This is a genomic window from Rhizobium sp. BK456, from assembly GCF_014194045.1.
Lineage (GTDB): Bacteria > Pseudomonadota > Alphaproteobacteria > Rhizobiales > Rhizobiaceae > Rhizobium > Rhizobium redzepovicii.
Genome location: NZ_JACIAO010000008.1, coordinates 211571 through 237601, shown reverse-complemented (window position 1 = coordinate 237601; position 26031 = coordinate 211571). Strand labels below are relative to the sequence as shown.

At 62.5% G+C, this 26031-nt stretch carries 26 protein-coding genes; 14 read left to right on the top strand and 12 right to left on the bottom strand.

Going from position 1 to position 26031, the window contains the following annotated elements; genetic code table 11:
- Positions 1-9 precede the first annotated feature (9 nt).
- Positions 10-993: an NAD(P)H-dependent glycerol-3-phosphate dehydrogenase gene (locus FHX03_RS22770; protein WP_097624920.1), complete on the bottom strand. Its 984-nt coding sequence runs from the start codon at positions 991-993 to the stop codon at positions 10-12.
- The gene (gene tsaD / locus FHX03_RS22765; RefSeq protein ID WP_183855563.1) at positions 990-2087 is read right to left on the bottom strand and encodes a tRNA (adenosine(37)-N6)-threonylcarbamoyltransferase complex transferase subunit TsaD; all 1098 of its coding nucleotides are present in this window, start codon (positions 2085-2087) and stop codon (positions 990-992) included. Before tsaD ends, FHX03_RS22770 begins: the two co-directional genes overlap by 4 nt.
- Before the next feature lie 72 nt (positions 2088-2159).
- On the opposite strand from tsaD, the gene hemC reads away from it, so the two are divergent.
- The 6 genes from hemC (at position 2160) to FHX03_RS22735 (ending at position 8049) form a co-directional block, all read left to right on the top strand.
- Complete coding sequence (gene hemC, locus FHX03_RS22760) at positions 2160-3089, top strand: hydroxymethylbilane synthase (RefSeq protein ID WP_131710919.1); 930 nt, start codon at positions 2160-2162, stop codon at positions 3087-3089.
- Positions 3090-3096: 7 nt separating this feature from the next.
- Entirely contained in the window at positions 3097-3804 is a 708-nt protein-coding gene (locus FHX03_RS22755; protein ID WP_183855561.1) for a uroporphyrinogen-III synthase, read from the top strand.
- Between the two features lie 68 nt (positions 3805-3872).
- Positions 3873-5180, top strand: coding sequence for a COG4223 family protein (locus FHX03_RS22750; RefSeq protein ID WP_183778395.1), 1308 nt, complete (start codon positions 3873-3875; stop codon positions 5178-5180).
- Between the two features lie 4 nt (positions 5181-5184).
- Positions 5185-6804, top strand: coding sequence for a heme biosynthesis protein HemY (locus FHX03_RS22745; protein ID WP_183855559.1), 1620 nt, complete (start codon positions 5185-5187; stop codon positions 6802-6804).
- 17 nt (positions 6805-6821) lie between these two features.
- Positions 6822-7307 (top strand): TerB family tellurite resistance protein, encoded by a 486-nt coding sequence (locus tag FHX03_RS22740; RefSeq protein ID WP_003589787.1) that lies wholly within the window; start codon positions 6822-6824, stop codon positions 7305-7307.
- The gene (locus FHX03_RS22735; protein ID WP_097624926.1) at positions 7294-8049 is read left to right on the top strand and encodes a glutamine amidotransferase; all 756 of its coding nucleotides are present in this window, start codon (positions 7294-7296) and stop codon (positions 8047-8049) included. The genes FHX03_RS22740 and FHX03_RS22735 overlap by 14 nt, the downstream gene beginning before the upstream one ends.
- A 22-nt stretch (positions 8050-8071) precedes the next feature.
- Here FHX03_RS22735 and FHX03_RS22730 read toward each other — a convergent pair whose 3' ends face one another.
- Positions 8072-9307, bottom strand: coding sequence for an MFS transporter (locus FHX03_RS22730; RefSeq protein ID WP_183855557.1), 1236 nt, complete (start codon positions 9305-9307; stop codon positions 8072-8074).
- Between the two features lie 139 nt (positions 9308-9446).
- Between FHX03_RS22730 and FHX03_RS22725 the strand changes: the two genes are divergently transcribed.
- Together FHX03_RS22725 and FHX03_RS22720 are read left to right on the top strand one after the other, a co-directional pair.
- Positions 9447-9737 carry a YggT family protein gene (locus FHX03_RS22725; RefSeq protein WP_003543619.1) on the top strand — a complete coding sequence of 97 codons (291 nt, stop codon included), beginning with the start codon at positions 9447-9449 and terminating at the stop codon, positions 9735-9737.
- Entirely contained in the window at positions 9734-10045 is a 312-nt protein-coding gene (locus FHX03_RS22720; RefSeq protein WP_183778402.1) for a DUF167 domain-containing protein, read from the top strand. The genes FHX03_RS22725 and FHX03_RS22720 overlap by 4 nt, the downstream gene beginning before the upstream one ends.
- A 4-nt stretch (positions 10046-10049) precedes the next feature.
- Here FHX03_RS22720 and ppa read toward each other — a convergent pair whose 3' ends face one another.
- From ppa to FHX03_RS22700, 4 genes are all read right to left on the bottom strand, one after another.
- Positions 10050-10586, bottom strand: coding sequence for an inorganic diphosphatase (gene ppa / locus FHX03_RS22715; RefSeq protein ID WP_012559229.1), 537 nt, complete (start codon positions 10584-10586; stop codon positions 10050-10052).
- A gap of 145 nt (positions 10587-10731) precedes the next feature.
- Positions 10732-11238, bottom strand: coding sequence for a GNAT family N-acetyltransferase (locus FHX03_RS22710; RefSeq protein ID WP_003582861.1), 507 nt, complete (start codon positions 11236-11238; stop codon positions 10732-10734).
- Between the two features lie 198 nt (positions 11239-11436).
- Complete coding sequence (gene typA / locus FHX03_RS22705; RefSeq protein WP_097624930.1) at positions 11437-13257, bottom strand: translational GTPase TypA; 1821 nt, start codon at positions 13255-13257, stop codon at positions 11437-11439.
- Positions 13258-13414: 157 nt separating this feature from the next.
- Entirely contained in the window at positions 13415-15502 is a 2088-nt protein-coding gene (locus FHX03_RS22700) for a M3 family metallopeptidase (RefSeq protein WP_183855555.1), read from the bottom strand.
- A 205-nt stretch (positions 15503-15707) separates the two neighbouring features.
- Here FHX03_RS22700 and FHX03_RS22695 point away from each other — a divergent pair, with 205 nt between their 5' ends.
- Positions 15708-16139 carry a hypothetical protein gene (locus FHX03_RS22695; RefSeq protein ID WP_183855553.1) on the top strand — a complete coding sequence of 144 codons (432 nt, stop codon included), beginning with the start codon at positions 15708-15710 and terminating at the stop codon, positions 16137-16139.
- A 1-nt stretch (position 16140) separates the two neighbouring features.
- Here the strand turns inward: FHX03_RS22695 and FHX03_RS22690 are convergent, their stop codons facing one another.
- A complete protein-coding gene (locus tag FHX03_RS22690) occupies positions 16141-16782 on the bottom strand; it encodes a LysE family translocator (RefSeq protein WP_097624933.1) in 642 nt (213 codons plus the stop codon).
- 250 nt (positions 16783-17032) lie between these two features.
- Between FHX03_RS22690 and FHX03_RS22685 the strand changes: the two genes are divergently transcribed.
- A complete protein-coding gene (locus FHX03_RS22685; RefSeq protein WP_183855658.1) occupies positions 17033-18001 on the top strand; it encodes a DMT family transporter in 969 nt (322 codons plus the stop codon).
- A gap of 18 nt (positions 18002-18019) precedes the next feature.
- Here the strand turns inward: FHX03_RS22685 and FHX03_RS22680 are convergent, their stop codons facing one another.
- Positions 18020-18688, bottom strand: coding sequence for an NUDIX hydrolase (locus FHX03_RS22680; RefSeq protein WP_097624934.1), 669 nt, complete (start codon positions 18686-18688; stop codon positions 18020-18022).
- A 171-nt stretch (positions 18689-18859) separates the two neighbouring features.
- Between FHX03_RS22680 and FHX03_RS22675 the strand changes: the two genes are divergently transcribed.
- On the top strand, positions 18860-19762 hold the full coding sequence (locus FHX03_RS22675; protein ID WP_183778408.1) for a hypothetical protein: 903 nt from the start codon (positions 18860-18862) through the stop codon (positions 19760-19762).
- A gap of 149 nt (positions 19763-19911) precedes the next feature.
- Positions 19912-21123, top strand: coding sequence for an adenylosuccinate synthetase (locus tag FHX03_RS22670; RefSeq protein WP_183855551.1), 1212 nt, complete (start codon positions 19912-19914; stop codon positions 21121-21123).
- A gap of 72 nt (positions 21124-21195) precedes the next feature.
- On the opposite strand, the gene FHX03_RS22665 is transcribed toward FHX03_RS22670, so the two are convergent.
- Positions 21196-22419 carry an argininosuccinate synthase gene (locus tag FHX03_RS22665; protein WP_097624937.1) on the bottom strand — a complete coding sequence of 408 codons (1224 nt, stop codon included), beginning with the start codon at positions 22417-22419 and terminating at the stop codon, positions 21196-21198.
- 175 nt (positions 22420-22594) lie between these two features.
- Between FHX03_RS22665 and FHX03_RS22660 the strand changes: the two genes are divergently transcribed.
- Positions 22595-23446 carry an SDR family NAD(P)-dependent oxidoreductase gene (locus tag FHX03_RS22660; RefSeq protein WP_183855550.1) on the top strand — a complete coding sequence of 284 codons (852 nt, stop codon included), beginning with the start codon at positions 22595-22597 and terminating at the stop codon, positions 23444-23446.
- 184 nt (positions 23447-23630) lie between these two features.
- Positions 23631-24272: a LysE family translocator gene (locus FHX03_RS22655; protein WP_097624938.1), complete on the top strand. Its 642-nt coding sequence runs from the start codon at positions 23631-23633 to the stop codon at positions 24270-24272.
- 45 nt (positions 24273-24317) lie between these two features.
- On the opposite strand, the gene FHX03_RS22650 is transcribed toward FHX03_RS22655, so the two are convergent.
- Together FHX03_RS22650 and FHX03_RS22645 are read right to left on the bottom strand one after the other, a co-directional pair.
- Positions 24318-25112, bottom strand: a complete 795-nt coding sequence (locus tag FHX03_RS22650; RefSeq protein WP_097624939.1) for an ABC transporter ATP-binding protein — start codon at positions 25110-25112, stop codon at positions 24318-24320.
- The gene (locus FHX03_RS22645; RefSeq protein ID WP_183855548.1) at positions 25109-25987 is read right to left on the bottom strand and encodes an ABC transporter permease; all 879 of its coding nucleotides are present in this window, start codon (positions 25985-25987) and stop codon (positions 25109-25111) included. The genes FHX03_RS22650 and FHX03_RS22645 overlap by 4 nt, the downstream gene beginning before the upstream one ends.
- Positions 25988-26031: the final 44 nt, after the last annotated feature.

The window sequence follows — 26031 nt, the reverse complement described above, 5'->3', positions numbered from 1 at the left end:
GTCTGTCTCCTATTCGGTGGTAATGGGGCGCGTCATCAGCTGCTCGATCGCTTCTGCTATGTCGAGCCTGCCGTCGATGATGGCGGAAACGGCGTCGGTGATCGGCATGCTGACTGCAAGCTCCGCGGCAAGCCGCGAGGCGACGGAGGCGGCAAGCGCGCCTTCCACCAGCGCGCCCTGTAGCGGATCGACCTTTTCGCCGCGCCCGAGCGCGATGCCGAAGCGCAGGTTTCGCGATTGATGGCTGGTTGCCGTCAGCACCAGATCGCCGAGACCGGAAAGCCCGCGCACCGTATCGGCCTGCCCGCCCTTGGCGACGACGAAGCGCGACATTTCCGCAAGCCCACGCGCAATCAGCGCCGCACGGGCGGAATCGCCGATGCCGCCGCCTTCGACGATGCCGCAGGCGATCGCCAGCACATTCTTCAATGCGCCGCCGAGCTGCACGCCGATGCGGTCGCTGGAGGCATAAAGCCGGAAGGTCCGGCCTGATATCGCCTGGGCGAGCCGCTCGGCGATCTGCATATCCTCAGCCGCAATCGCCATCGCGGTCGGCAGGCCCTTGGCGATATCGGCGGCAAAACCCGGGCCGGAAAGCACGGCGACGGCATGGTCCGGCAGTTCCCGTTCCAGCATGTCGGTCAAAAGATTACCGGTCGCCCGCTCGATGCCCTTGGCGCAGGTGACGACGATGGCATCCTTGGCGAGATAGGGGCCGTATTGCCGGGCCGCATCGGCCTGCGCCTGCGACGGCATGGCAAAAAGCACGATGGAGGCGCCGGCGATCGCCTCCGGCTCGGCGGCAAATTCCAGCGTATCGGGAAGAGATATGCCGGGCAGCACCGCGTCATGCAGCCGTTCGGCCTTCAGATCTGAAATCAGCGACGGATTGCGCCCGACAAGCGTCACCGCGCTGCGGCCGGCAAGGGCGATGACGGCGGCGAGCGCCGTTCCGAAAGCTCCCGATCCGACGACGGCGATATTTTCGCTCATGCCTTGGCCCCTCTCTTGCCGAAACCGATCAGCGTTTCCGCATTGGAATCGAGCGGCCAGCGCGAACGCGGCTGGACGTCGAGCGAATCCGGCGCAACGCCCGTCGCCATGCGCTCCAGTCCCGCCCAGGCGATCATCACCGCATTGTCGGTGCAGAGGTGCAGCGGCGGCGCAATGAAGCGGAAGCCATTTTTATCACAGAGCGCCTGCAGCGTGCCGCGCAGTTCGAGATTGGCGGCGACACCGCCGGCAACGACGAGAGCGGGCTTCTCATCGATCGCAGCAAATTCCGTTTTGAACCGCTGCAGGCCGCGGCCGATGCGGTCCTTCAGCGTCCGCGAAATCGCTTTCTGGAACGAGGCGCAGATATCGGCCACATCCTGATCGCTGAGCGGCGCGATATCGTGTGCCGCCTGGCGCACCGCCGTCTTCAGTCCGGAGAAGGAGAAATCCAGCCGCGCCTCGCCGACCAGCGGCCGCGGAAAGGCGAAGCGGTCGGGATTGCCGTCCCGCGCCATCCGTTCCACCGCCGGACCGCCGGGATAGGGCAGACCGAGCAGCTTTGCCGTCTTGTCGAAGGCCTCGCCGAGCGCATCGTCGATCGTCGTGCCCCAGCGCTGATACTCGCCGACGCCGCGCACCAGGATAAGCTGGGTATGGCCGCCGGAGACGAGCAGCATCAGATAGGGAAAGGAAAGCCCGTCCGTCAGCCGCGCCGTCAGCGCATGGCCTTCGAGATGGTTGACCGCATAGAGCGGCTTGCCGGCGGCCCTCGCGATCGCCTTGCCGGTCATCAATCCGACCAGCAGCCCGCCGATCAGCCCCGGCCCGGACGTCGCCGCGATGGCGTCGATTTCATCAAGCGACACATTGGCGCGGTCCAGCGCCTCCTCGATCAGCTCGTCCAGCGCCTCGACATGGGCGCGCGCCGCAATCTCGGGCACAACGCCGCCATAAGCGCTATGCTCGTCGAGCTGGGACAGCACCACGTCGGAGAGCACGTTGGCATTTCCCTCCGCATCGCGCTCGACGACCGCCGCCGCGGTCTCGTCGCAGCTCGTTTCGATGCCAAGGATGCGCAGAAAGGGAACCATGAGGCCTGTTCGTTGATTGCGATGGAATGGAAACCCGTTTACGAGAACTCCGGTAACAACGGAACTGAGCGGATGCAAACAAAACCTTTCCGGATCGGCACGCGGGGCAGCCCGCTGGCGCTTGCCCAGGCGCATGAGGCCCGCGACAGGCTGATGGCGGCGCATCATCTGCCCGAGGAGATGTTCGAGATCGTCGTGCTGACGACCAAGGGCGACCGCATCACCGACCGGTCGCTGGCCGAGATCGGCGGCAAGGGCCTTTTCACCGAGGAGCTCGAACAGCAGCTTGTATCCGGCGAGCTGGATTTCGCCGTGCACTCCGCCAAGGACATGCCGACGACGCTGCCCGAAGGCCTCTATCTCTCTGCCTATCTGCCGCGCGAAGATATCCGCGACGCCGTCATCGGCCGCACCGCGCCCAAACTGATCGACCTGCCGCATGGCGCTACCGTCGGCTCGTCGTCGCTACGCCGCCAGGCGCTGATCCGCCGCATGCGGCCGGATATCAATGTCGTGACCTTCCGCGGCCTGGTGGAAACACGCCTGCGCAAGCTCGAAGAGGGCCAGGTCGACGCGACCTTGCTGGCGCTTGCTGGCCTGAAACGCCTGGGCAAGGTCGAGGTTCTCACAGATATTCTCGACCCCGACACCTTCCCGCCGGCGCCGGCGCAGGGGGCGATCTGCCTCGAAAGCCGTATCGGCGACACTCAGATCGACGATCTGTTGGCGCCGGTCAACGATGCCGCGACCTTCGACACCGTCTCCTGCGAACGCGCCTTCCTCGCCGCGCTCGACGGCTCCTGCCGCACGCCGATCGGCGGTTATGCCGTCTGCGAAGGCGATCTGATCCGCTTCTCCGGCCTCATCATCACCCCCGACGGCCGCAGCCAGCATGCGGTGACGACCGACGGCCACCGCCGCGATGCGGCAGCCCTCGGCACCCGCGCCGGCCAGGACGTGCGCGCAAGGGCCGGCAGCGCCTTTTTCGACGACTGGCACTGACGCGGCCATGCGCGTGCTCGTCACCCGCCCCGCGCATTCGGCTGAGAAAACCGCACAACGTCTGCGCGACATGGGCCACGAGCCGCTGCTGCTGCCAATACGCCAGCCGGCGCACGACAGCGCCGCAGCCGCAGCCGCGCTTGCAAGAACCAGCGGCGCGATCGCCGTGACCAGCGCCGAAGCCGTCAGGGTCATCTCCGTTCTCGGCGAACAACTCCGTCCGCATCTTGCCCGCCCGCTTTTCGCGGTTGGAAAGACAACGGCCAAGGCAGCGCGCGGCCTCGGCTTCCGATCGGTCGCGTCCTCTAGCGGCAACGGCCGCAATCTCGCTGAGCTCGTCGCCGCGCAGGCGGCAGACGGCCTGCTCTACCTTGCCGGCACGCCGCGTGCGGAAACGTTCGAAGCCGGATTGCGCCAGCTCGGCATCGGCTTTTCCGTCGCCGAATGTTACCGCATGCAGCCTGTCGCCCCTGGCCCGGCCGAGATCGAGGCTATCTTCGCAGGCACGCCGCCGCAGGCCGTTCTCTTCTATTCCCGGCAGACAGCTGACGATTTTTTTGGCGTGGCGGAACTTCGCTCGGCCCTGTCGGTAGGAAGCGGAATCCGCCTTCTCTGCCTCAGCGAGGCCGTCGCGCAGGCTGTCCCGGCGGCGCTGAAAAAAAATGCGGCGATTGCGCCGATGCCGGATGAGAAAAGTCTTTTGTCGCTGCTTTGAATGCTTTAGCCGCCCAAATTTGATCTAACCTCTTCCCTTAATTGGCATCACTGTCTAGTTTCGTTGCAATGCAGGATAAAGAGGACCTCATGGTATCGGGAAACCCGCCACGCCATTCGAAGAGCGCCGACGAGCCGGTCACGATCGACCTCGAAGCACAGGATTTCGCCTCTGCAGCCGATACCGAAAAGCCGGTTGAGAATGATGTCGGCAACGCCGACAACAGCTCCGCCGATGCCGGCGTGACGCCCGAAACCGAGGCTGCGCCGCAGTTCGAACAGGGACGGGCCGAGCAGGAGCAACCCGAACACGAACAAGCCGAACAAGAGGACCAGCCTGCAACGGACGTTCCGGAGGAGGAACCGGCAGCCCCGGAGCCTGCCTTCGCGCCTCCTCCCGAGCAGCCGCGCCGCGCCGCCACCTCCGGCCTGATCGCCGCCGGCATCTTCGGCGGCCTGGTGGCGCTGCTTGGCGCCGGCGCCATTCAATATGCCGGCTATCTCCCGGGTTCCTCCGAGCCGCAGGCGACATCGCCTGACATCGCCGATCTTTCCGGGGAGATCGATGGCTTGAAGCAGACGCTCGCGAATCTTGCCGCCAATCCAGCGAGTACAGATGACGGCGCGCTTGAAAAGCGCATCGCCGCGCTGGAAACGACTGCCAAGGCGCCCGCAGCCGCCGCACCGGCCGATTCGGCAAATGTCGAGGCACTCAACCAGAAGATTGCCGAGCTGACCGGCCAGGTCGACCAGCTGCGCGCCACGCTCGCCCAGTCTTCCGAGCAACAGACGACGAGCGGCGCCGATATCGCCAAGCGTCTCGACGAGGCTGAGAAGAAACTGAACGAGCCGCGCGAGGATGTTGCCGTCGCCCGGGCAATCGCGGCGGCCGCCCTCAAGGCGGCGATCGATCGCGGCGGGCCGTTCCTGGCCGAACTCGATACTTTCGCCGGCGTCGCCCCTGACGATCCCGCCGTTGCCGACCTCCGAGCCTTTGCCGAGACCGGCATTCCCTCGCGCGCGGAACTCATGCGTCAAGTTCCAGATGTTGCCACGGCGATCATAGAAGCCGTCAACCAGCCGGATCCGAACGAGAGCTGGTCGGACCGGTTGATGTCGAGCGCCAAGTCGCTGGTATCAGTCCGTCCCGTCGGCAATATCGAGGGCGACAGCGTCGAAGCCATCGCCGCCCGCATGGAGGACAAAGTGAAGAGCGGCGATCTGCCGGCTGCTTCCGCCGAATGGAACAATCTGCCGGCTCCCGGCAAGCAGGCGTCCGCCGCCTTCAAGCAATCGCTCGAGGCGCGTATCCGCGTCGAGGAACTGGTCGGCGGGGCGCTGTCGAAAGCCGTTTCTGGCACCGGCAAGGAGGGATGAGACCATGCTGATCCGCCTTGTCCTCTTTGCCCTCTTCGTGCTGCTTCTCGCCTATGGCTTCTCCTGGTTCGCCGATCGTCCAGGCGACCTCTCGCTGATCTGGGAGGGTCAGATCTACCAGACCAAGCTAATCGTCGCGGTTAGCGCGATCATCGCTCTTATCGCCGCCGTGATGATCGTCTGGTGGTTCATCCGCCTGGTCTGGACCTCGCCGCATTCGGTGACGCGGTATTTCCGTGCCCGCAAGCGCGACCGCGGTTATCAGGCGTTGTCGACCGGCCTGATCGCCGCCGGCGCCGGCAATGCGCTGCTCGCCCGCAAGATGGCCGCCCGCTCGCGCGGCCTTATCCGCGCCGATCAGGAGCCGCTGATCAACCTGCTCGAGGCCCAGGCGGCCCTGATCGAAGGCCGCCATGACGAGGCGCGCGCCAAATTCGAGGCGATGGCCAACGATCCCGAGACACGCGAACTCGGTCTGCGCGGCCTTTATCTGGAGGCCCGCCGCCTCGGCGCCAACGAGGCCGCCCGTCAATATGCCGAGAAGGCTGCAGACAATGCGCCTTATCTGCCCTGGGCCGCACAGGCGACGCTCGAATATCGCAGCCAGGCCGGCCGATGGGACGATGCGATCCGGCTGCTCGAACAGCAAAAGGCCGCCCGTGTCGTCGAAAAGGGCGACGCCAACCGTCTGCACGCGGTCCTCTTGACGGCGCGCGCCGGCGAAAAGCTGGAAGGCAACCCGACGGGTGCCCGCGACGACGCGCAACAGGCGCTGAAGCTCGCCGCCGATTTCATTCCGGCAGCCCTCATTGCCGCGAAGGCGTTGTTTCGCGAAGGCGGGGTGCGCAGGGCCGCCTCAATCCTCGAACAGGCATGGAAATCGACACCGCATCCCGAAATCGGCCAGGCCTATGTCAGGGCCCGCAGCGGCGATTCCACGCTCGACCGGCTGAAGCGCGCCGAACGGCTGGAGGCGCTGCGCCCGAACAACGTCGAATCCCTTCTCGTCGTCGCCCAGGCCGCACTCGACGCACAGGAATTCGCCAAGGCCCGCGCCAAGGCGGAAGCGGCAGCCCGCATGCAGCCGCGCGAAGCCGCCTTCCTGCTTTTGGCCGACATCGAAGAGGCCGAAACCGGAGACCAGGGCCGCGTGCGCCACTGGCTGGCCCAGGCACTCAAGGCACCGCGCGATCCGGCCTGGGTCGCTGATGGTTTCGTGTCGGACAAATGGCTGCCGGTATCGCCGGTGACCGGCCGCCTCGACGCCTTCGAATGGAAGGCGCCCTTCGGCCAGATCGAGGGACCGCTCGAAGACGGTTCGACGCCTGCCTCGATCGAAACCGCCCTGAAGACCTTGCCGCCGCTGCGCGACGTCAGGCCGGAAAGCCCGGTCAACGACCATCGGATCATCGAACTGGAACGCGCCGCGACGATCGCCGAGGCTGCGCGCCCGACGCCGGCACCGGCACCGGCGCCGGCAAAACCGAAGCCCGTCGAACCCGCCAGCGGCAAAGCGCCCGCACCGGGCGAAGCGAAACCTTTCTTTGGCGGCCTGCCGGATGATCCCGGCGTTCGCGACCCCAGGGTGGACCCGGAACCCAAGACACGGCTCCGCCTTTTCTGAAATGGAACGAAAACCGCATGTTCGAACGCTTTCAGGCCTTCTTCCAGAAGCTCACAGCCGACCATCCAAAGAAAGGTTTTGCCCCTGACGATCCGCGCATCGCAGTGGCCGCCCTCTGTATGCAGGTCATGGAAGCCGACGGTCAGATCAAAGCCAGCGAGAAGAAGCGGCTGCGCAAGCTGTTGAAGGAGCAATATGCGCTCGACGGCAAGCAGCTGGATGCCCTGATGGCGGCCGGCCTCGAGGCCGAAAGCACCGCCGTCGATTATTATCGCTTCACCGCCGACCTGAAACGCCACCTCAATACCGAGCAACGGCTGGAGCTGATCGGCATTCTCTGGGACATCGTCTATGCCGATGGCGAACGCAGCGAAATGGAGGACCATGTGATCTGGCGTATCGCCGATCTGCTCGGCGTCTCCTCCCGCGAGCGCATCCAGAAGCGGCAGGAAGCGGCCGCCAGGGTGACGGATGTCCGGGTAGCGCAAGATGATAGCGACTGAGCAAAAATCGGACCGCGACGGGCGTCCGATCCTCATCGTCCTGCATCAGGAGCGGTCGAGCCCCGGCCGTGTCGGCCAATTGCTCGTCGAAAAGGGCTATCGTCTCGATATCCGCCGCCCGGTTCTCGGCGAACCGCTGCCGACGACGCTTCAAGACCATGCCGGCGCCGTCGTCTTCGGCGGGCCGATGAGCGCCAATGATCCTGACGACTTCGTCAAGAAGGAGATCGGCTGGATCGACATTCCCTTGCGGGAAAAACGTCCCTATCTCGGTATCTGTCTCGGCGCGCAGATGCTGGTGCGTCATCTCGGCGGCAAGGTCCAGTCGAATGCCGACGGCTCGACGGAGATCGGCTGGTATCCGCTGCGCCCGACCGAGAAGGGCCGCCTGCTGATGCATTGGCCGAAGATGGTCTATCATTTCCACCGCGAAGGCTTCGAGCTGCCGCACGGCGCCGATCTTCTGGCTGAAGGCGACACCTATCCGAACCAGGCCTTCCGCTATGACGGCAACGCCTGGGGCCTGCAGTTCCACGCCGAACTGACTCGGGTGATGATGCATCGCTGGGTGGTGCACGGCGCGCACCGCTTCATCCTGCCGAACGCCCAGCAGGGCCGCGAACACCTCGAAGGCCGCATGCTGTTCGACGCGCCGCTGAAAGCCTGGTTGACCGAATTCCTCGATATCGTCTTCGAAGGCAAACCGGCAAAGGCCGCCTCTTCGATCACACTTCCCGCATAGAGGACTGCGTATCCGCCCTATCTCACGTGCTGGGGGCGTCGAGCGTATCGATCCGGCGCAATTTGGGGAAACTCGAAGCCCAGATCGCCGCCACCGCCAAAGTTCCGATTCCGCCGATAACGACCGCCGGCACCGCGCCGAAGATCGATGCCATCGTGCCCGCCCTGAATTCGCCGAGTTCGTTCGAACCGCCGACGAAGACCATGTTGACCGCATTGACGCGGCCGCGCAGCTGATCGGGCGTCCAGAGCGCAATCAGGCTCTCGCGCACATAGACCGATACCATGTCGGCCGCCCCCATCAGCGCCAGCGCCGCGATCGAGACTTCGGTGTTAGTCGAGATGCCGAAGACGATGGTTCCCAAACCGAACAGGGCAACACCGATGAACATGTAGATACCGGCGCGGTGTTTGAGCGGATAGGCGGCGAGGAAGATCGCCATGACGATGGCGCCGAGCCCCGGTGCCGCGCGCAGCAGGCCGAGCCCCCAGGGGCCGAGCGTCAGGATATCGCGGGCGAAGATCGGCATCAGTGCCGTCGCGCCGCCAAGCAGAACGGCGAAGAGATCGAGCGAGATCGCCCCGAGCACGACCTTTTCGGCACGGATGAAACTGAAACCGCCGAGGATCATCGCCCAGCTCTTGGCCTCGCCCGTCGTCTTCTGTTCAGGCTTCGGGATCATGTAGAGGAGAGCCGCCCCGAGGATGGAAAAGACCACCGCCACCGTATAGGCGGTCGTCGCGCTGACGCCGTAGAGCAGACCGCCGATCACCGGCCCGGTGATTGCCGCGAGCTGCCAGGACGACGAATTCCAGGCGATCGCATTGGAAAGGTCCTGCTCCGGCACCAGATTTGGAGCCAGCGACTGCACCGCCGGCGACATGAAGGCGCGTTCGATGCCGAAGATCAGAAGCACCGCGAAAACCGGCAGCGGCGTGAAAGTCCCCATTACAGTCATGATCAGCAGCGCCAGCGTGCAGAGCGCACTCACCAGCGAGCAGAGGGCGGCGATTGCCCGGCGATTGTACCGGTCGGCCACCGAGCCGGTGACGAGCATGAGCAGCAGCGACGGCAGGAATTGCACGAGACCGATCAGGCCGAGATAGATCGCCTTGCCCGTCTGGTCGTACATCTGCCAGCCGACGGCGACGCTGACGATCTGCTGTGAGAAGGACAGCAGGAAGCGCGCTAGGAAGAACCGCGTGTAGGACGAATGCCGGAACGCGGCAAAACGGTCTCCGGTGGGCGAAAACGACATGGATGTTTTCCGAGGAGACGGGCGCGGGAATAGCTGAAAGGCCGCCCGTTAAACATGATTCACCGCGCGTTCCCACACGGCACTTGCTCGTTTAGTCGCCAATGTCTACATGTCTGTCAACAACGAATTGGAGAAGACGATGTTTGCGCTGTTTCAAACCATTGATTTGGCTTTGAATATTTACACCTGGATCCTGATTGCCAGTGCCATTTTTTCCTGGCTCTATGCCTTTAACGTCATCAACTCCAGCAATCAGTTCGTCAATTCGGTCGGCACATTCCTGTATAACGTCACCGAACCGGTGCTGAAGCCGATCCGCAGCCGGTTGCCGAACCTTGGCGGCATCGACATTTCGCCGATCATCCTGCTGCTGATCATTTTCTTCCTGCGCACCTTGCTTTGGACAACGCTGTATCCGCTGGTCGCTTGAGTCGTCCCTGGAGCCTTTTCGATGATCATGTCCGCCTCGCCGTCCGGCTTACGCCGAATGGCGGGCGTGACGCGATCGATGGCATCGAGGCGGATGGCGAGGGCGAAACGCACCTGAAGGCGCGCGTCACATCCGTCCCGGAAAAGGGCAAGGCCAACAAGGCCCTGATCCTTCTGGTCGCCCAATCGTTGCGCATCCCCAAATCCAGCATCAGCCTCGTCTCCGGCGACACCGCGCGCAAAAAAATCCTCCGGATCGACGGCGACCCGGAGGATTTGGCAAAAAAGCTTGAAACGCTTTTAGGCTGAACAATCAGCCCTTCGTCTTCTTGGCGCGCTCGACGGCTTCGAGGATAAGCTGGCCGGCTTCCTTGGAATCGCCCCAGCCGAAGATCTTCACCCACTTGCCGGGTTCCAGATCCTTGTAGTGCTCGAAGAAGTGCTCGATCTGCTTCAGCGTGATCTCGGGAAGGTCGGTGTAGTCCTTGACCTTCTCATAGCGCAGCGTCAGCTTCGGCGACGGCACGGCGATGATCTTTTCGTCCTTGCCGGAATTGTCTTCCATCTTCAGGACGCCGATCGGGCGCACATTGATGACGCAGCCCGGAACCAGCGGACGGGTGCTGGCGATCAGCACGTCGATCGGGTCGCCGTCTTCAGACAGCGTGTGCGGCACGAAACCATAATTGCCCGGATAGGTCATCGGCGTATAGAGGAAACGATCGACGACCAGCGTGCCGGCTTCCTTGTCCATTTCATACTTGATGGGATGGCCGCCGACCGGAACCTCGACGATAACGTTGACGTCCTCAGGTGGATTATTACCGATGGAAATGGCGTCGATGCGCATAGGAACTCCCGCGGGGTTGAATTTCTCGCAGCCAGATAATCAGTTTCATCTCGCAACGCAACATTTGAGATCACCAATGCGTGATGGCATCGGCGCAAAGAACTCGAAACTTTCGCGAGGGGCAGGCGATTACCGACCTAGCCGGTCAGTTCCAGATGAAGCCGATCTTCTTCAGCTGCTTGTGGTCGAAATTTTCCATGCCTTCGCAGAAATCGACACCGCCGTGATGGCGGTAGAACCGGCCGGCGGTCTCGTTTTCCTCGAGGCACCAGACGACCAGCCCGTTGCAGCCGAGCGACTTCAGCAGCCGGCGCGCCTCGCCGAACAGCATTCGGCCGAGGCCGATGCCCTGATACTCCGGCCGAAGATAGAGCTCGTAGATTTCGCCTTCCTGCGGCAAAGCGCGGGCGCGGTTGAGACCGAGCGTCGCGTAGCCGGCAACCGTTCCGGCGACATCGAGAACCAGGAGCGTCGCCGGTCCACGCGTCGCCTTGCGCCACCAGTTTTCACCGCGGCGTTCAATCATCTGCGTCAGCGCCCGATGCGGGATAATGCCTGCGTATGTGTGCTGCCAGGCAAGCCTGTGCGTTTCCGATATGGCTCGGGCATCGTGTGGTTCGGCCCGCCGAACATCGATCGACAACGTCTTCATAACGTTTACTCTGGTCCCGCCGAAGGCAATTAACCATATGCAGCCAGCGCATCGTGATCGATTGCCCACAGACTTGATATGTGGACGACAGATAAAATTTAACGCTTTTTTAACGATTGTCACAAGTCGGAATCAGCGCGGCGCACAATAAAAAACCCCGGCACGAAGGCCGGGGTTTCAAAGGGTGCTTTGAAGCTCTCAGAGAGCCGCTTTCGACTTCTCGAAACGCTTGCGATCGTTTGCGTCGAGATACATCTTGCGCAGGCGAATATTCTTCGGCGTCACTTCCATCAGCTCATCTTCCTGGATCCAGGAAAGCGCACGATCGAGCGTCATGCGGATCGGCGGCGTCAGCTTGACGGCTTCGTCCTTGCCGGCGGCGCGGATATTGGTCAGCTGCTTGCCCTTCAGGACATTCACTTCAAGGTCGTTGTCGCGCGTATGGATGCCGATGATCATGCCGGCATAGACCTTTTCACCCGGCTCGATGATCATCGGGCCGCGGTCTTCCAGGTTGAACATCGCATAGGCGACGGCTTCGCCGGGAGCATTGGCGAGCAGCACGCCGTTGACGCGGCCACCGATCACGCCCTTGTAGGGCTGGTAGTCGTGGAACAGGCGGTTCATGATCGCCGTGCCGCGCGTATCCGTCAGCAGTTCCGACTGGTAGCCGATCAGGCCGCGGGTCGGTGCGTAGAAACGCAGGCGGAGGCGATTGCCGCCCGACGGACGCAGCTCGACCATTTCGGCCTTGCGCTCGGACATCTTCTGGACGACGACACCGGAATGTTCTTCATCGACGTCGACGACGACTTCTTCGATCGGCTCCAGAAGCTGTCCGCTTTCATCCTTGTGCATGACGACGCGCGGGCGCGACACGGCAAGCTCGAAGCCTTCGCGACGCATGGTTTCGATGAGAACGGCGAGCTGAAGTTCGCCGCGGCCGGACACGTAGAACGAATCCTTGCCTTCGGCTTCTTCGATCTTCAGGGCGACGTTGCCTTCGGCTTCCTTGAAGAGACGGTCGCGGATGACGCGTGAGGTCACCTTGTCGCCTTCGGTGCCCGCCAGCGGGCTGTCGTTGACGATGAAGGACATGGTGACCGTCGGTGGGTCGATCGGCTGGGCCTTCATGGCTTCCGAGACGGCCGGGTCGCAGAAAGTATCGGCGACAGTACCCTTGGAGAGGCCGGCGATCGCGACGATGTCGCCCGCATGGGCTTCGTCGATTGCCGTGCGCTCGATGCCGCGGAAGGCGAGGATCTTGGAGATGCGGCCGGTTTCGATCAGCTTGCCGTCCTGGCCGAGAACCTTGACGGCTTGGTTCGGCTTGATCGAGCCCGATGCGATGCGGCCGGTGATGATACGGCCGAGGAAGGGGTTGGCTTCGAGGATCGTGCCGATCATCCGGAACGGGCCTTCTTCGACCGTCGGCTCCGGAACATGCTTGAGCACCAGGTCGAGAAGCGGTGCAAGGCCCTCATCCTTCGGCCCTTCCGGATTGACGTTCATCCAGCCGTCGCGGCCCGAACCGTAGAGGATCGGAAAGTCGAGCTGCTCGTCGGTCGCGTCGAGATTGGCGAAAAGATCGAAGACTTCGTTGATGACTTCTTCGTGGCGGCCGTCCGGACGGTCGATCTTGTTGATCGCGACGATCGGGCGAAGGCCGACCTTCAGCGCCTTGCCGACGACGAACTTGGTCTGCGGCATCGGGCCTTCGGACGCATCGACGAGAACGATCGCGCCGTCCACCATCGAGAGAATGCGCTCGACCTCACCGCCGAAGTCGGCGTGGCCGGGCGTATCGACGATGTTGATACGCACACCTTTCCACTCGACCGAGGTTGCCTTGGCGAGAATGGTGATGCCGCGTTCTTTTTCGAGATCGTTCGAGTCCATCACGCGTTCAGCGACACGCTGATTTTCGCGGAACGAGCCGGACTGCTTGAGAAGCTCATCCACCAGGGTCGTCTTGCCATGGTCAACGTGCGCGATGATCGCGATATTGCGAAGTGCCATATGTGAAATCTCTGAGGCTGCGGCGCACGCTCTTGAGGACGCGCCTATTGGTTTGGGGCGTCCATACAGTTTTTTTTGCGTTTGCGAAAGAGGGGAACGCGCAAAAGCTGCGGCATGGCTGCCGCCATGCCGCATCGAAGCGTGTCATCAAATTGTCTTAGGCGTCGCTGCCTGTCAATTCCTCGAAGGTCGAAAGTCCCTTTTTGACCAGCATCGCATCCGGGCTCGGCAGCTTGCCGCGGAAAGCCTTGTAGGCGTCCTCCGGATCGACCGAGCCGCCCACGGAATAGATGTTTTCCTTGAGCTTGCGCGCCATCTCGCCGTTGAAGGCGTCGCCCGTCTCCTCGAAGGCGGCAAAGGCGTCGGCGTCGAGCACCTCCGACCACATGTAGGAGTAATAGCCGGCCGAATAACCGCCGGAGAAGATATGCTGGAAGTGCGGCGTCGCGTGGCGCATGACGATCGACTTCGGCATGCCGATCTCGGCCAGCACCTCGGCCTGCACCGCCATCGGGTCGGCGACCGCCTCTCGCGTGTGAAAGGCCATATCAACAAGCGCCGACGAGGTGAACTCGACGGTGTTGAAGCCGGCATTGAAAGTGCGCGCGGCCAACACCTTGTCGAGCAGCGCCTGCGGCATCGGCTCGCCGGTTTCGACATGCACGGCATAACGCTTCAAAATAGCGGGCACGGTCAGCCAGTGCTCGTAGAGCTGTGAGGGAAGCTCGACGAAATCGCGCGAAACGCCGGTGCCGGAGACCGAGGGGTAGGTGACATTCGACAGCATGCCGTGCAGCGCGTGGCCGAATTCGTGGAACAGCGTGCGCGCATCGTCGAGCGACAGCAGCGCCGGTTTGCCCTCGGCCGGCTTGGCGAAGTTGCAGACATTGTAGATGATTGGCAGCTCGCCGTGGCGGCCATTCTTCAGTTCGAGCCTGTGCTGCGATTGCAGCGAGCTCATCCAAGCGCCCGATCGTTTCGAGCCGCGGGCGAAATAATCGCCGAGGAAGAGGGCGACCAGCCGGTCTTCGCGGTCCCGGATCTCAAACACCCTGACATCCGGGTGATAGGCGGCCACGCCCTTCTTCTCGACGGCGCGGATACCGAACAGCCGTTGGGCCACGTCGAAGCAGGCCTCGATGATCTTCTCGAGTTGCAGATAGGGCTTGAGCTCGGCTTCGGAAAAATCGAATTTCCGCGCCCTGATCTTTTCGGCGTAATGGCGCCAGTCCCAGGGCATCACCTCGTGGTTACGCCCCTCCTCGGCGATCAGCGCCGCGATATCGGCCTCCTCCTCGCCGGCACGTTTCACCGCCCGCGCCCAGACGGCTTTGAGCAGGTCGTTCACCGCCTCCGCCGTCTTTGCCATCGTGTTGTCGAGCTTCAGCTCGGCGAAATTGCCGTAACCGAGCAGGCTCGCCACCCGATGGCGCAGCGCCAGCGTTTCCTTGATGACGCCGCGATTGTCCGTTTCGCCGTCATTTTCGCCGCGCGCCACCCAAGCCTTGAAAGCCTGCTCGCGCAGATCGCGGCGCTCCGAAAAGGTGAGGAACGGCTCGATGATCGAGCGCGACAGCGTCACCGCATATTTGCCCTCGTCGCCGCGTTCGCGCGCCGCCGCGGCCATCGCGTCGCGCAGAAATGCCGGCAGCCCGTCGAGTTCGGCCCCATCGGAAAGCACCAAGGCCCAGGCCTTCTCATCGGCAAGCACGTTCTGGCCGAATTGCGTGCCGAGACCGGCAAGCTGTTCATTCATCTCGGCGAGTTTCTCCTGCTCGGCCTTCTCGAGCTTGGCGCCCGATTTGACGAAGCCTTTCCAGTGGCGCTCCAGCACGCGTGTCTGTTCGAGCGTCAGGCCGAGGCTTTCGCGTTTTTCCCAGAGCGTGTCGATGCGGGCAAAGAGCGCGGCATTCATGCCGATCTTCGAATAGTGGCGCGACATCTTCGGCGAGATCTCCCGCTCCAGCGCCTGGATCACATCATTGGTATGCGCGCCCGCCTTGTTCCAGAACAGCGCCGAAACGCGCGACAGTGCATCGCCGGCGATCTCCAGCGCCGTGACCGTATTGTCGAATGTCGGCGCCTCGGCATTTTCGGCGATCTCGTCGATCTCCCGTTCATGGGCGGCAAGCGCCGCTTCGAAGGCGGCGGCGAAATCGCCGTCATCGACAGCATCGAAACGCGGCAGGCCGTGAAGGCCGTCCCAAGTCACCAGCGCCGGATTGAAATCATGGGGAGAAGGCATCGGAGAATTCCTTTTTGGCATGCACGGGTTCGTCAATATAGGAGAGCTGTCGTAGAATTGGTATGCGGCAAGGACCTTTTGCCTCGCCTGCAAAATCTGGTGGACAAAAATTGACGCGCGAAAATTAACCATTCTTTAACGATTGACGCGAATCACGGGCGGGCGCTAGTTTTCCCATGTTTCTTCCTGCACGGGGACATGCGCCATGGAAATTTTTTCTGTGCGGTCTTCTCAGAGTTTGCTATTTAAAAACAACCCTAATAACGCAAAAAGTTCGAAGACCTCTGATATTGAATTCGAGACCCGAGCTCCCGCCCCGGTCTCGTTCCAGATCGACGACAATAGTGATGAAAGTCCGGATTTCACTGCGGTCAGCCCTGGTGAACTGCGCAATTACGCGCGTCAGAGTTTCGACAGCGGCGTGATCGATCAGAACACCTACGCTGCGATCTCCGAGCCTCTGCCGATGCACGCGATCGATCCGCTCGGCAACGTCATCGATCTCTCCAGCGTCACCGACGGCACGAGCTTCAACTTTCTCGATTATTACAAAAGTCAGTTGCAGATCGCCACATCGATCGGCGATCCCGATGAAGTCCAGACGCTGAAATCGATCGTCGATTTCCTGGATAGTTGAATCAGGCCTTGCGCCAGCCGATGAGGCCGGGCGTTGCGTGCCAGAGTGCCTGTGCGGCAAACCCCATGAAGAGGACGCCGGAGCAGCGCACGATCAGCCGCTCATGGGCGCGATAGAAGCGGCGAACCGCGCCGGCGCCGATGATGCCGATCAGGATGATGTCGGCCGTCACGAAACCGACGAAGGACACGCAGAGAAGCATCGGCAAGGCCTCGAAATCAAGCGCCCCGGCAGAGCCCGCGACCAGTGCGGTGAAGGTGGCGAGCGCCACGGGATAGCCCTTTGGATTGGTGACGCCGAAGATCAGCCCGCGGCGAAACGGCCGCTCGACCACCACCAGAGCCTGTCCCTCGGCTTTCGGCTTGGCATTGACGGCGCTCCAGCCGATCCAGGCAAGGTAGAAGCCGCAGGCAAGGCCGAGCAGGTCGAAGACAAAGGTTCCGATCGTCTTGGCGCCGACGATCGCGATCAGCGCCAGTGACGACCAGATGAGATCCCCGACCAGATGCCCCATCATGAAAAAAGCGCCGGCCTTGCGGCCCTGCCCGGCACCGATGCCGAGCAGCTGCAGGAAGGCGGGTCCCGGAATGAGCACGTAGAAGAGCGCCGCCAGGAAGGCGCCGAAGACCAGGGACTGAGTCATGGAGATGCTCCGGAGGATGACCGCGGCAGAGTAAGCCATCCCGGGTATCCGTCAAGGGCGGTTAAATGGCGATGTAAAGCGGCATGGATGAGCATCGAGAGGGTGGTTCTCATTTTCGCTGGGTACCGGCCTGGGCTTTCGGCAAGTAAATTTCGCCCATTCGATCAAGGCTTTCCCTTGATTGCCAACCGACTGCCGGCATCACCGAGGTCGAAGGTTAAAGTGACGCAACTTCAAGAGGGTGAACATGATGGACAGACTCTTCTATATCGGCGTCTCAGCCGCTCTGTTTGCGGCCTTTGCCTTTTCGCTCAACTTTGTTGTGCCCTTCATCATCGGTGATTATTCCACCTTTGATTTCGCCCTCATCCGTCATGTTGTCTCGGGTCTGGTCGGGATATACATTCTGTTTTCGGAAAAGCGCGTCGTGCGCCATCTCACACTTCGGAACTGTTTACAGGCCATCTGGCTCGCCTTCATCGGATATGTCGGTTACTTCCTGACGGTGACGGGAGCAGCCGTCTTTGCCGGCCCCGTGATCGCTCCGGCCTTTCTCGGTCTGGTGCCGATCGTGTTGATGGTCATTGGCAATCAACGTCAGGGATCATTGCCGTGGCGATCCCTCATGGCGCCTTTGGCGCTTGTGCTGGCCGGCCTTATCCTCGTCAACGGCACGGCATTCACGGCTCAGGGATTGAACTCCGTCGAATCCTTGTGGGTTGGCGTGCCGCTGGCGCTCGCTGCCGTGGGACTTTGGGTCTGGTTCGCTCTCACCAATCAGGCTGCACTCGCCGCTCGCCCGGAAATGCCCTCCGGTGTGTGGTCGGCCCTGATATTGGTCGGAGGTGGCGTCTTGATGCTGGCCTTCTATCCCGTCGGTGCCGCAATGGACCTCTTCCAGCTTCCAGCACTGGGATTCGGCTGGAATGCCGCTGGCAACTTGTATGTTTGGGGTGCGTCTTTCGCGCTGCTGGCAACCGCAGGCGGCGTCTGGGCCTGGAACATTGCCTCACGCAGCCTGCCCGTTGCCCTGGCTGCGCAGCTGATCGTTTCGGAAACAGCCTTCGGTGTCATCGGCGGACTTATCGTGCACGCTCGTTGGCCAACACCGATCGAAGTCGCTGGGGTGGTAGTCCTGATCGCTGGCGTTGTTCTGTCAGTACGAATTTTCTATGCTCGCCAATTTGCCCCGGTAAGGACATTGCTTGCGCAGGAGTGATCTCTGGACGCTGGCCACTCAAATTCTTCGATCGAACACAGCGACCGGCGTCTTCAGCCTATAGAGCGTCGTCGGTCGCCGGGCCCGCTCGGTCTGTCGTTTTTCGCCCTCGACCACTTCGAGCAGATCAAGATCGTTGACCTTGCGGCGAAAGGCGCTTTGGTCCAACCGCTCGCCCATCACCGTCTCATAGATTGCCTGCAGTTCCGACATCGTGAAGACCTCGGGAAGCAGCCTTGCCGGAATGGTCGAGTAGGCGCCCTTGCCGCGCAGCCGCGCCAGCGCGGCGATGACGATCTCCTGATGGTCGAAGGGCAGTTCGCCTGCGGTCTCGACCGGCCGCAATTCCAGGGGGCTGGCGGCACCCTCCAACGCTCCCTGCGGGACCAGCGCAAAATAGGCGATCGATACCGACCAGTCGCGAGGATCTCGCCGCGCCGAAGCGAAGGTCGCCAGCTGTTCGAAGAAAATGCCCTCAAGCCCTGCCTTGGCCTTGAGGATGCGCCGCACCGCCGACTCCGCATCGGCATCCTCGTCAACGTGCAGATAGCCGCCGATCAGCGCCGGAACGCCGGCAAAGGGCTCGGCGGGCCGCGGCAGCAAGGCCACGCATAATCGTCCTTGGTGCAGCGTCAGCAAGACGATGTCGACCGTCACGATCGGCCGCGCGAATTCAGCTTCTGCCATTGGCATCTTTCTGGTGAGCGTTCCGGGCTTTCATAACGGCCAATCATAAAAATAACAATTTGCAAATAGCAACTTGCAAAATGCAATTTGCAAGTCTATATGATTGCTAACGAGGGCAGCGGGCAGAACCTGCAAGCCTGATCGCCAAGGCAACAGCAAAGGAGTGATGCCATGGGTATGGGACGTTTCAGCACAGCCGACTGGGCGGCCTACAACGCACGCCATGTGGATGGCCGCAGCCGATCCGAAGTATTCGGCGCCACCGGCATCGACCCCCGGTTCGATCCGGCGCGCTTTGCCACCCGCGAGAGCCGCGACAGCGGCTACAATCCGCAGTCGACTCCGATTATTCTCGCCTCGGATGTGACCGGCTCGATGGGCATGATCGCCCACGAGCTCATGCGCGGCGGGCTCATCACACTGACATCGGAGATCTATGACCGCCGGCCGGTATCCGATCCGCATATCATGGTGGCGGCGATCGGAGATGCGTATACCGATACCGCACCGCTGCAGGCCACCCAGTTCGAGGCCGACATCTCGCTTGCCAGCCAGATCCGCGCCCTGTGGCTCGAAGGCAATGGCGGCGGCAATGACGGCGAGAGCTACAGCGCCGCCCACCTTCTGGCAGCCCTCAAAACCTCGACCGATGCCTTCGAGAGGCGCGGCCGCAAAGGCTATCTTTTCACCATTGGCGACGAGCCGGTTCACAATGGCCTGACTGCCGACCAGATCGCTCGCATCTTCGGCATCGAACCGCCGCGCGGTCTGAGCGCCCGAGAATGCCTGGCGATGGCGCAGAGAGCCTATGAGGTCTTCCACATCGTCATCCGCGAGGGTTACGCAGCCGCGCGGCTCGATCGGGTGCTGGCGAGCTGGCAGCCCTTGCTGCCAGGCCGGACCTTCGTGCTCGATGACCACAGGCGCATCGCCGAACTGGTGGTGTCGATCATCGAGATCACCGAGGGCCGGGATGCCGGCGAGGTGGCCGCCAGCTGGCCGGGTGCGGCTGCCGCAGTCGTCGCCAAGGCCATCGGCGAACGCCCGAAGCGGCGCCTATTGCCGTTCTTCTAAGCCGGGAAAGTGCGAGACGCTTTCCGGGGGATTTAAAAACAAAAGGTTGGAGCGGTTCTGAGCACCCATAAAAAGCTGAACCGCTCTGGCCCCAAATCGTAGAGAAAAAAAGCCCGGCGCGCTCCGGGAACCATTTTGAGGAGCAGAAGATGAGCACTCGAGCACAGGCCGTGATCGGCGCGCTTTATGGCGACGAAGGCAAGGGGCTGATGGTCGATCGCCTTGCCGCGGCCACGCCGAGGGCCGTGGTAGTTCGCAGCAATGGCGGCGCTCAGGCCGGCCACACCGTGGTCGATCCCGCTGGCCGCCGCCATGTCTTCCATCACATCGGCTCGGGCAGCTTTGCCGGGGCCGCCACGCATTTCAGCCGCTTTTTCGTCGCCCATCCGATGCTGCTGCTCGGCGAGCTGGCGGATCTCAGCCAGCTCGGGGCGAGGCCTGAGATCAGCAGCGACCCGCGGGCACCGATCACCACGCCCTTCGACGTCATCATCAACCAGGCCTTGGAGCTGGCGCGCGGCACTGCCCGTCACGGCAGCTGCGGCCTCGGCTTCGGCGAGACCATCGAGCGCAATCTGCACCCGGATTTCGCCCTCTCGACCAAGGATCTGTTCCGCCCCGATCTGCACGCCCGCCTTGTTTCGATCCGCGATGCCTGGGTGCCTATCCGGCTGGCCGCGCTCGGCATCACCGCCCTGCCCGCAGAACTGGCCGCCGCGCTGGCCGACGACACCACCATCGCCCGCTTCGAGGCCGATTGCGCCGCCTATCTCGACTGCGTCACGCTCTGGCCCGACCGACGGCTGTGCGAACGCGGTGCCGTCATTTTCGAGGCGGCGCAGGGCCTCGGGCTCGATCAGGATTGTGGCGCCTTCCCCCACGTCACCCGCTCGAATACCGGGCTCGCCAATATGCTCGCTATTGCAGCCGAAGCCGGCATCACCGAACTCGAAGCAACATATGCGACACGCTGCTACACCACCCGGCACGGCGCAGGCCCCCTCAAGGGGGAAACTCCGACACTTCCTGGCGTCAATGTCGTCGACCCCACCAACGCGCCGAACGAGTGGCAAGGGTGCCTGAGGCTCGCCCCGCTTGATCTCGGCCTGTTGCGTGAGGCCATAACCCGCGATCTAACGGTGGACCGCAACGGTACCACGGTTAGAGCCGGACTGGCGGTGACCTGCCTCGATCAGGCGGAGGACGGGTTTGCCGTGACGGATTGCGAAGAGCTGATACGGCTTGATCCTGCGAAAGCCGCGTCTGAGATAGCCGGTCTTGTCGGCCTGCCGCTCTGGGCCGAAAGCTGGGGACCGAGTCGCGGTGACGTCAGGCCGTGCGTGGATGCGGCTGCCGCGTGAATCACCGGCAATAAATAGAGCCCGCGCGGCAATGCCGGCGGGCTCCAACCCGTTCGAAAGCGAACCCGGGATTTACTTCGCGAGGTTGCGCTTCCCGAGCGTGCGCAGGCGCAACGCGTTGAGCTTGATGAAGCCGGCTGCGTCCTTCTGGTCGTAGGCGCCCTGATCGTCCTCGAAGGTGACGAGCTTGTCGGAATAGAGCGACTTTTCGCTTTCGCGGCCAATGACCATGACATTGCCTTTGTAGAGCTTCAGCGTCACTTCGCCTTCGACATGCTCCTGGCTCTTGTCGATCAGTGCCTGCAGCATCTCGCGCTCCGGCGAGAACCAGAAGCCGTAATAGATCAGCTCGGCGTAACGCGGCATGATCTCGTCCTTGAGATGCGCAGCCCCGCGATCGAGCGTGATCGATTCGATGGCGCGATGCGCCGAGAGCAGGATCGTGCCGCCGGGCGTTTCGTAAACGCCGCGCGACTTCATGCCGACGAAACGGTTCTCGACGAGGTCGAGACGGCCGATGCCGTTGTCGCGGCCGTAATTGTTGAGCGTTGCCAGCAGCGTCGCCGGCGACATCTCGACGCCGTTGATCGAGACGGCATCGCCCTTGCGGAAGCCGACCTTTATCACCGTCGCCTTGTCGGGCGCGGCCTCAGGCGAGATCGTGCGCATATGCACATATTCCGGCGCCTCCTGGGCGGGGTCCTCGAGAACCTTGCCCTCGGAAGAGGAATGCAGAAGGTTGGCGTCGACGGAGAATGGCGCCTCGCCCTTCTTGTCCTTGGCGACGGGGATCTGATGCTGTTCGGCGAAGGCGAGCAGGTCGGTGCGGCTCTTGAAGGACCAATCGCGCCACGGCGCGATGATCTTGATGTCGGGGTTCAGGGCATAGGCTGAGAGTTCGAAACGAACCTGGTCGTTGCCCTTGCCGGTGGCGCCGTGGGCGATCGCATCCGCACCCGTCTTGCGGGCGATATCGATCAGATGTTTGGAAATCAGCGGCCGGGCGATCGAGGTGCCGAGCAGGTAGACGCCTTCGTAAACGGCATTGGCGCGGAACATCGGGAAGACGAAATCGCGCACGAATTCCTCGCGCACATCCTCGATGTAGATCTCCTTGATGCCGAGCATCTCGGCTTTCTTGCGCGCCGGCTCCAGCTCTTCGCCCTGGCCGAGATCGGCGGTGAAGGTGACGACTTCGGCGCCGAGTTCCGTCTGCAGCCACTTCAGGATGATCGAGGTGTCGAGGCCGCCGGAATAGGCGAGAACGACTTTCTTCACGTCTTTGTATGATGCCATGATGATGAGGTCCGTTGCATAAAAGGCCGGCGAAAACCCGGTGTCGCGGCACTTTTAGCGAGATTGGCGCGTGACGCAAGGGCAAGTGCCAAGCCGCCGGCGCGATAGCGTTGACAGCGCCAAAGCGGAGCCCATATTCGCCAACGTCCGAGCAATGATCGAGGAGGGGCTCCCCGTGACCAATATTCAAGACATTTTCAAGAAATCCAATGTTGCCGTCGTCACCGGAGGCGCGTCCGGCATCGGCCTGGCGGCGGCGAAATATTTCGCCGGGCGCGGCATGAGCGTCGCCATCGCCGATCTCGGCGGCGATCGGCTGGCCGAGGCCGCCGACCAACTCAAGGCCATTGCCGGCGAGGAAAATGTGATGGCGGTCGAAACCGACGTCGCATCCAGGGAGTCGCTGGAGGCGCTCGAACGTGCCGTGCTCCAGCGTTTCGGCCGTGTACACGTGCTGATGAACAATGCCGGCATCGGCCCGGAAACCTCGATCTTCAGCCCACAGGCCAACTGGGACCATATCTTCGCCGTCAACCTGATGGGCGTCATCAACGGCACGCGCACCTTCGGCCCGAAGATGCTGTCGCACGGCGAGCCCGGCCTGATCATCAACACCGGTTCGAAACAGGGCATCACCACGCCGCCCGGCAATCCCGCCTACAATATCTCCAAATCGGGCGTGAAGGTCTTTACCGAAGCGCTGGAGCATGAGCTTCGCAACATCGACGGCGGCAAGATCTCCGCCCATCTTCTGATCCCCGGCTTCGTCTTCACCGGCCTCACCAAGGGCGACCGCGCGGAAAAACCGGCCGGCGCCTGGACACCGGAGCAGACCGTCGACTTCATGGTCGAAAGCCTCGAGCGCGGCGATTTCTATATCCTCTGCCCCGACAACGATGTGGCCCGGCCGGTCGACGAACGCCGAATGGCCTGGGCGGCCGGTGACATCATCGAGAATCGCCCGCCGCTGTCGCGCTGGCACAAGGACTATGCCGATAAGTTCAAGGCCTTCCTCGAACAGAAGTGATCGGCGGCACTGCATATCATCAGGACGTGTGCAGCGGTTCCGGGAGAACGATATGCACAAAACAAACAGCGAATGCGCGTCGCATGAATCAAGTTTCGTGCGACGCGCATGAGAAGGTTTGATTGGTAATTTTCCGAAAGCCGGATAAGAGATCGTCAGGTCTTTCCGGCTTTCGGAGTGTGCCATGGATTTCCTGCCCAGCCTGCCGACGCTGCTCGGCTTTGCCGCCGCGACGCTGCTGCTCGCGGCGACCCCCGGCCCCGACATGACGCTGTCGATCAGTCGCGCGCTCGCCCAGGGCAAGTATGCAGCACTCTTCGTCGTCGTCGGCACCAGTCTCGGCATCGTCGTTCACACCATGCTGGTCGCCTTCGGCATTTCGGCGCTGATCACTGCCTCGCCGAGCGCCTTCCTGATCCTGAAAACCGGCGGCGCCGGCTATCTGCTCTGGCTGGCGGTGCAGGCGATCCGCTTCGGCTCGAAGCTCACCGTCGCCAAGGTCGAGGAACAGAAGGGCACAGTGCTTTCGAACATCTCGTCTGGCTTCTGGGTCAATCTTCTGAACCCCAAGGTCATTATTTTCTTCATGACCTTCCTGCCGCAATTCGTCAGCGCCGGCGATCCCGCCGTCACGCAGAAGCTGCTGTTCCTCGGGCTTTGCTTCATTCTGATCGGCATGCCCGTCAATGCCAGCGTGATCTTCGCCGCCGACTGGCTGGCTTCCTGGCTGCAGAACAACAGAAAGGTGCTGCGCGGCATGGACTATACTTTCGCCGGCGTCTTCTCGATCTTCGCCGCGAAAATCCTGCTCACGCAGGCCAGATGATCAGCACCATGTCAGGCCAATTAGCCGATCAGCACGCTGTCAGCGCTAGCCGATCAGCAAAGCATCGTCGTCGAGCGTCTGGCCGCGCATCTTGCGGAACATCGCGATCAGATCCTCGACCTGCAGGTTCTTTCTGTTGTCGCCCGCGACATCGAGAACGATCTCGCCGCCATGCAGCATGATCGTGCGGTGGCCATAGTCCAGCGCCTGGCGCATCGAATGCGTCACCATCATCGTCGTCAGCTTGCGCTCGGCCACGATCTTCTGCGTCAGGTTCATCACGAATTCCGCCATCCCAGGGTCGAGTGCGGCCGTATGTTCGTCGAGCAGCAGCACTTCCGAGCCGGCAAGTGTGGCCATGACGAGCGAAACCGCCTGACGCTGCCCGCCGGATAGCAGATCCATGCGGTCCTTCAGCCGGTTTTCCAGCCCGAGATTGAGTTCGGCGATCCGCTCGCGGAAATAGTCGCGCCTGCTGCCCCCGAGCGCCGGCGCAAGTCCGCGCTTCTCGCCGCGGCGGGCGGCCAGAGCAAGATTTTCCTCGATCGACAGCGAACCGCAGCTTCCCGTCAGCGGATCTTGGAAGACCCGCGCGACGAGACCGGCGCGTGATGCCGTCGACTTGCGCGTCACCTCGTTCTTACCGATCAGCACCTGCCCCTCGCTCGGCAGGACATCGCCGGCGAGCACGCCGAGCAGCGTCGATTTGCCGGCGCCGTTGGAGCCGATGACGGTAACGAAGGAGCCCTGCTCGATGGTCAGGCTGACACCGTTCAGCGCCTGCTTCTGCAGCGGCGTACCGCGCCCGAAAACGACCTTGATGTCCTTGACGCTGATCATGATGGAGCACCTCCGCGAAGACGGGGAAGGATGAGCGCCACGGTGACCAGCACTGCCGTCACGAAATTGAGATCGGAGGCCTGCAGGCCGATGACGTCGCTGGACAGCGCCAGCTGGATCGCAATGCGATAGAGGATCGAGCCGAGCACGCAGCCGATCAACGCGATCAACAGGCCGCGGCGACCAAGCAGCGTCTCGCCGATGATGACGGCGGCCAGACCGACGACGATCGTGCCGACACCCGAGGTGACGTCGGCAAAGCCGTTGGTCTGGGCAAACAGCGCACCGCCGAACGCCACCAGCGCATTCGAGATCGCCATGCCGAGATAGATCTGCCGGCTGGTATCGACACCCTGCGCCCGGGCCATCCGCGCATTGGCGCCGGTCGCCCGCATGGCAAGTCCGGCATCGCTTTCCAGGAAGCGCCAGACCAGGACGAGGGCGACGATCACGAGAACGCCGACGAAGAGCGGCCGCACGTAGAAATCGCGCAGGCCATGGCCGAAGAACGGGCTGATCATCGTATCGGCGTTGATGAGGGCGACGTTGGGTTTGCCCATCACGCGCAGATTGACGGAAAACAGCGCGATCATCGTCAGGATCGAGGCGAGCAGATTGAGGATCTTGAAGCGCACGTTGAGCAGCGCCGTCACCATGCCCGCGGCCGCACCCGCCGCCATCGCGACCACAGCCGCAAGCCAGGCATTGACGCCGGCAATGATCAGCACCGCGGTCACCGCTGCACCAAGCGGAAACGAGCCGTCGACAGTCAGATCGGGAAAGTCGAGAATGCGGAAGGCGAGATAGACGCCGAGAGCGACGAAGGAATAGACCAGACCGAGCTCGACGGCCCCCCAAAATGCGATTTGGCTCAAGGCTTTCAGCCCCTTTTGTTACCGTTCCGCCCGTCGCGAAACCG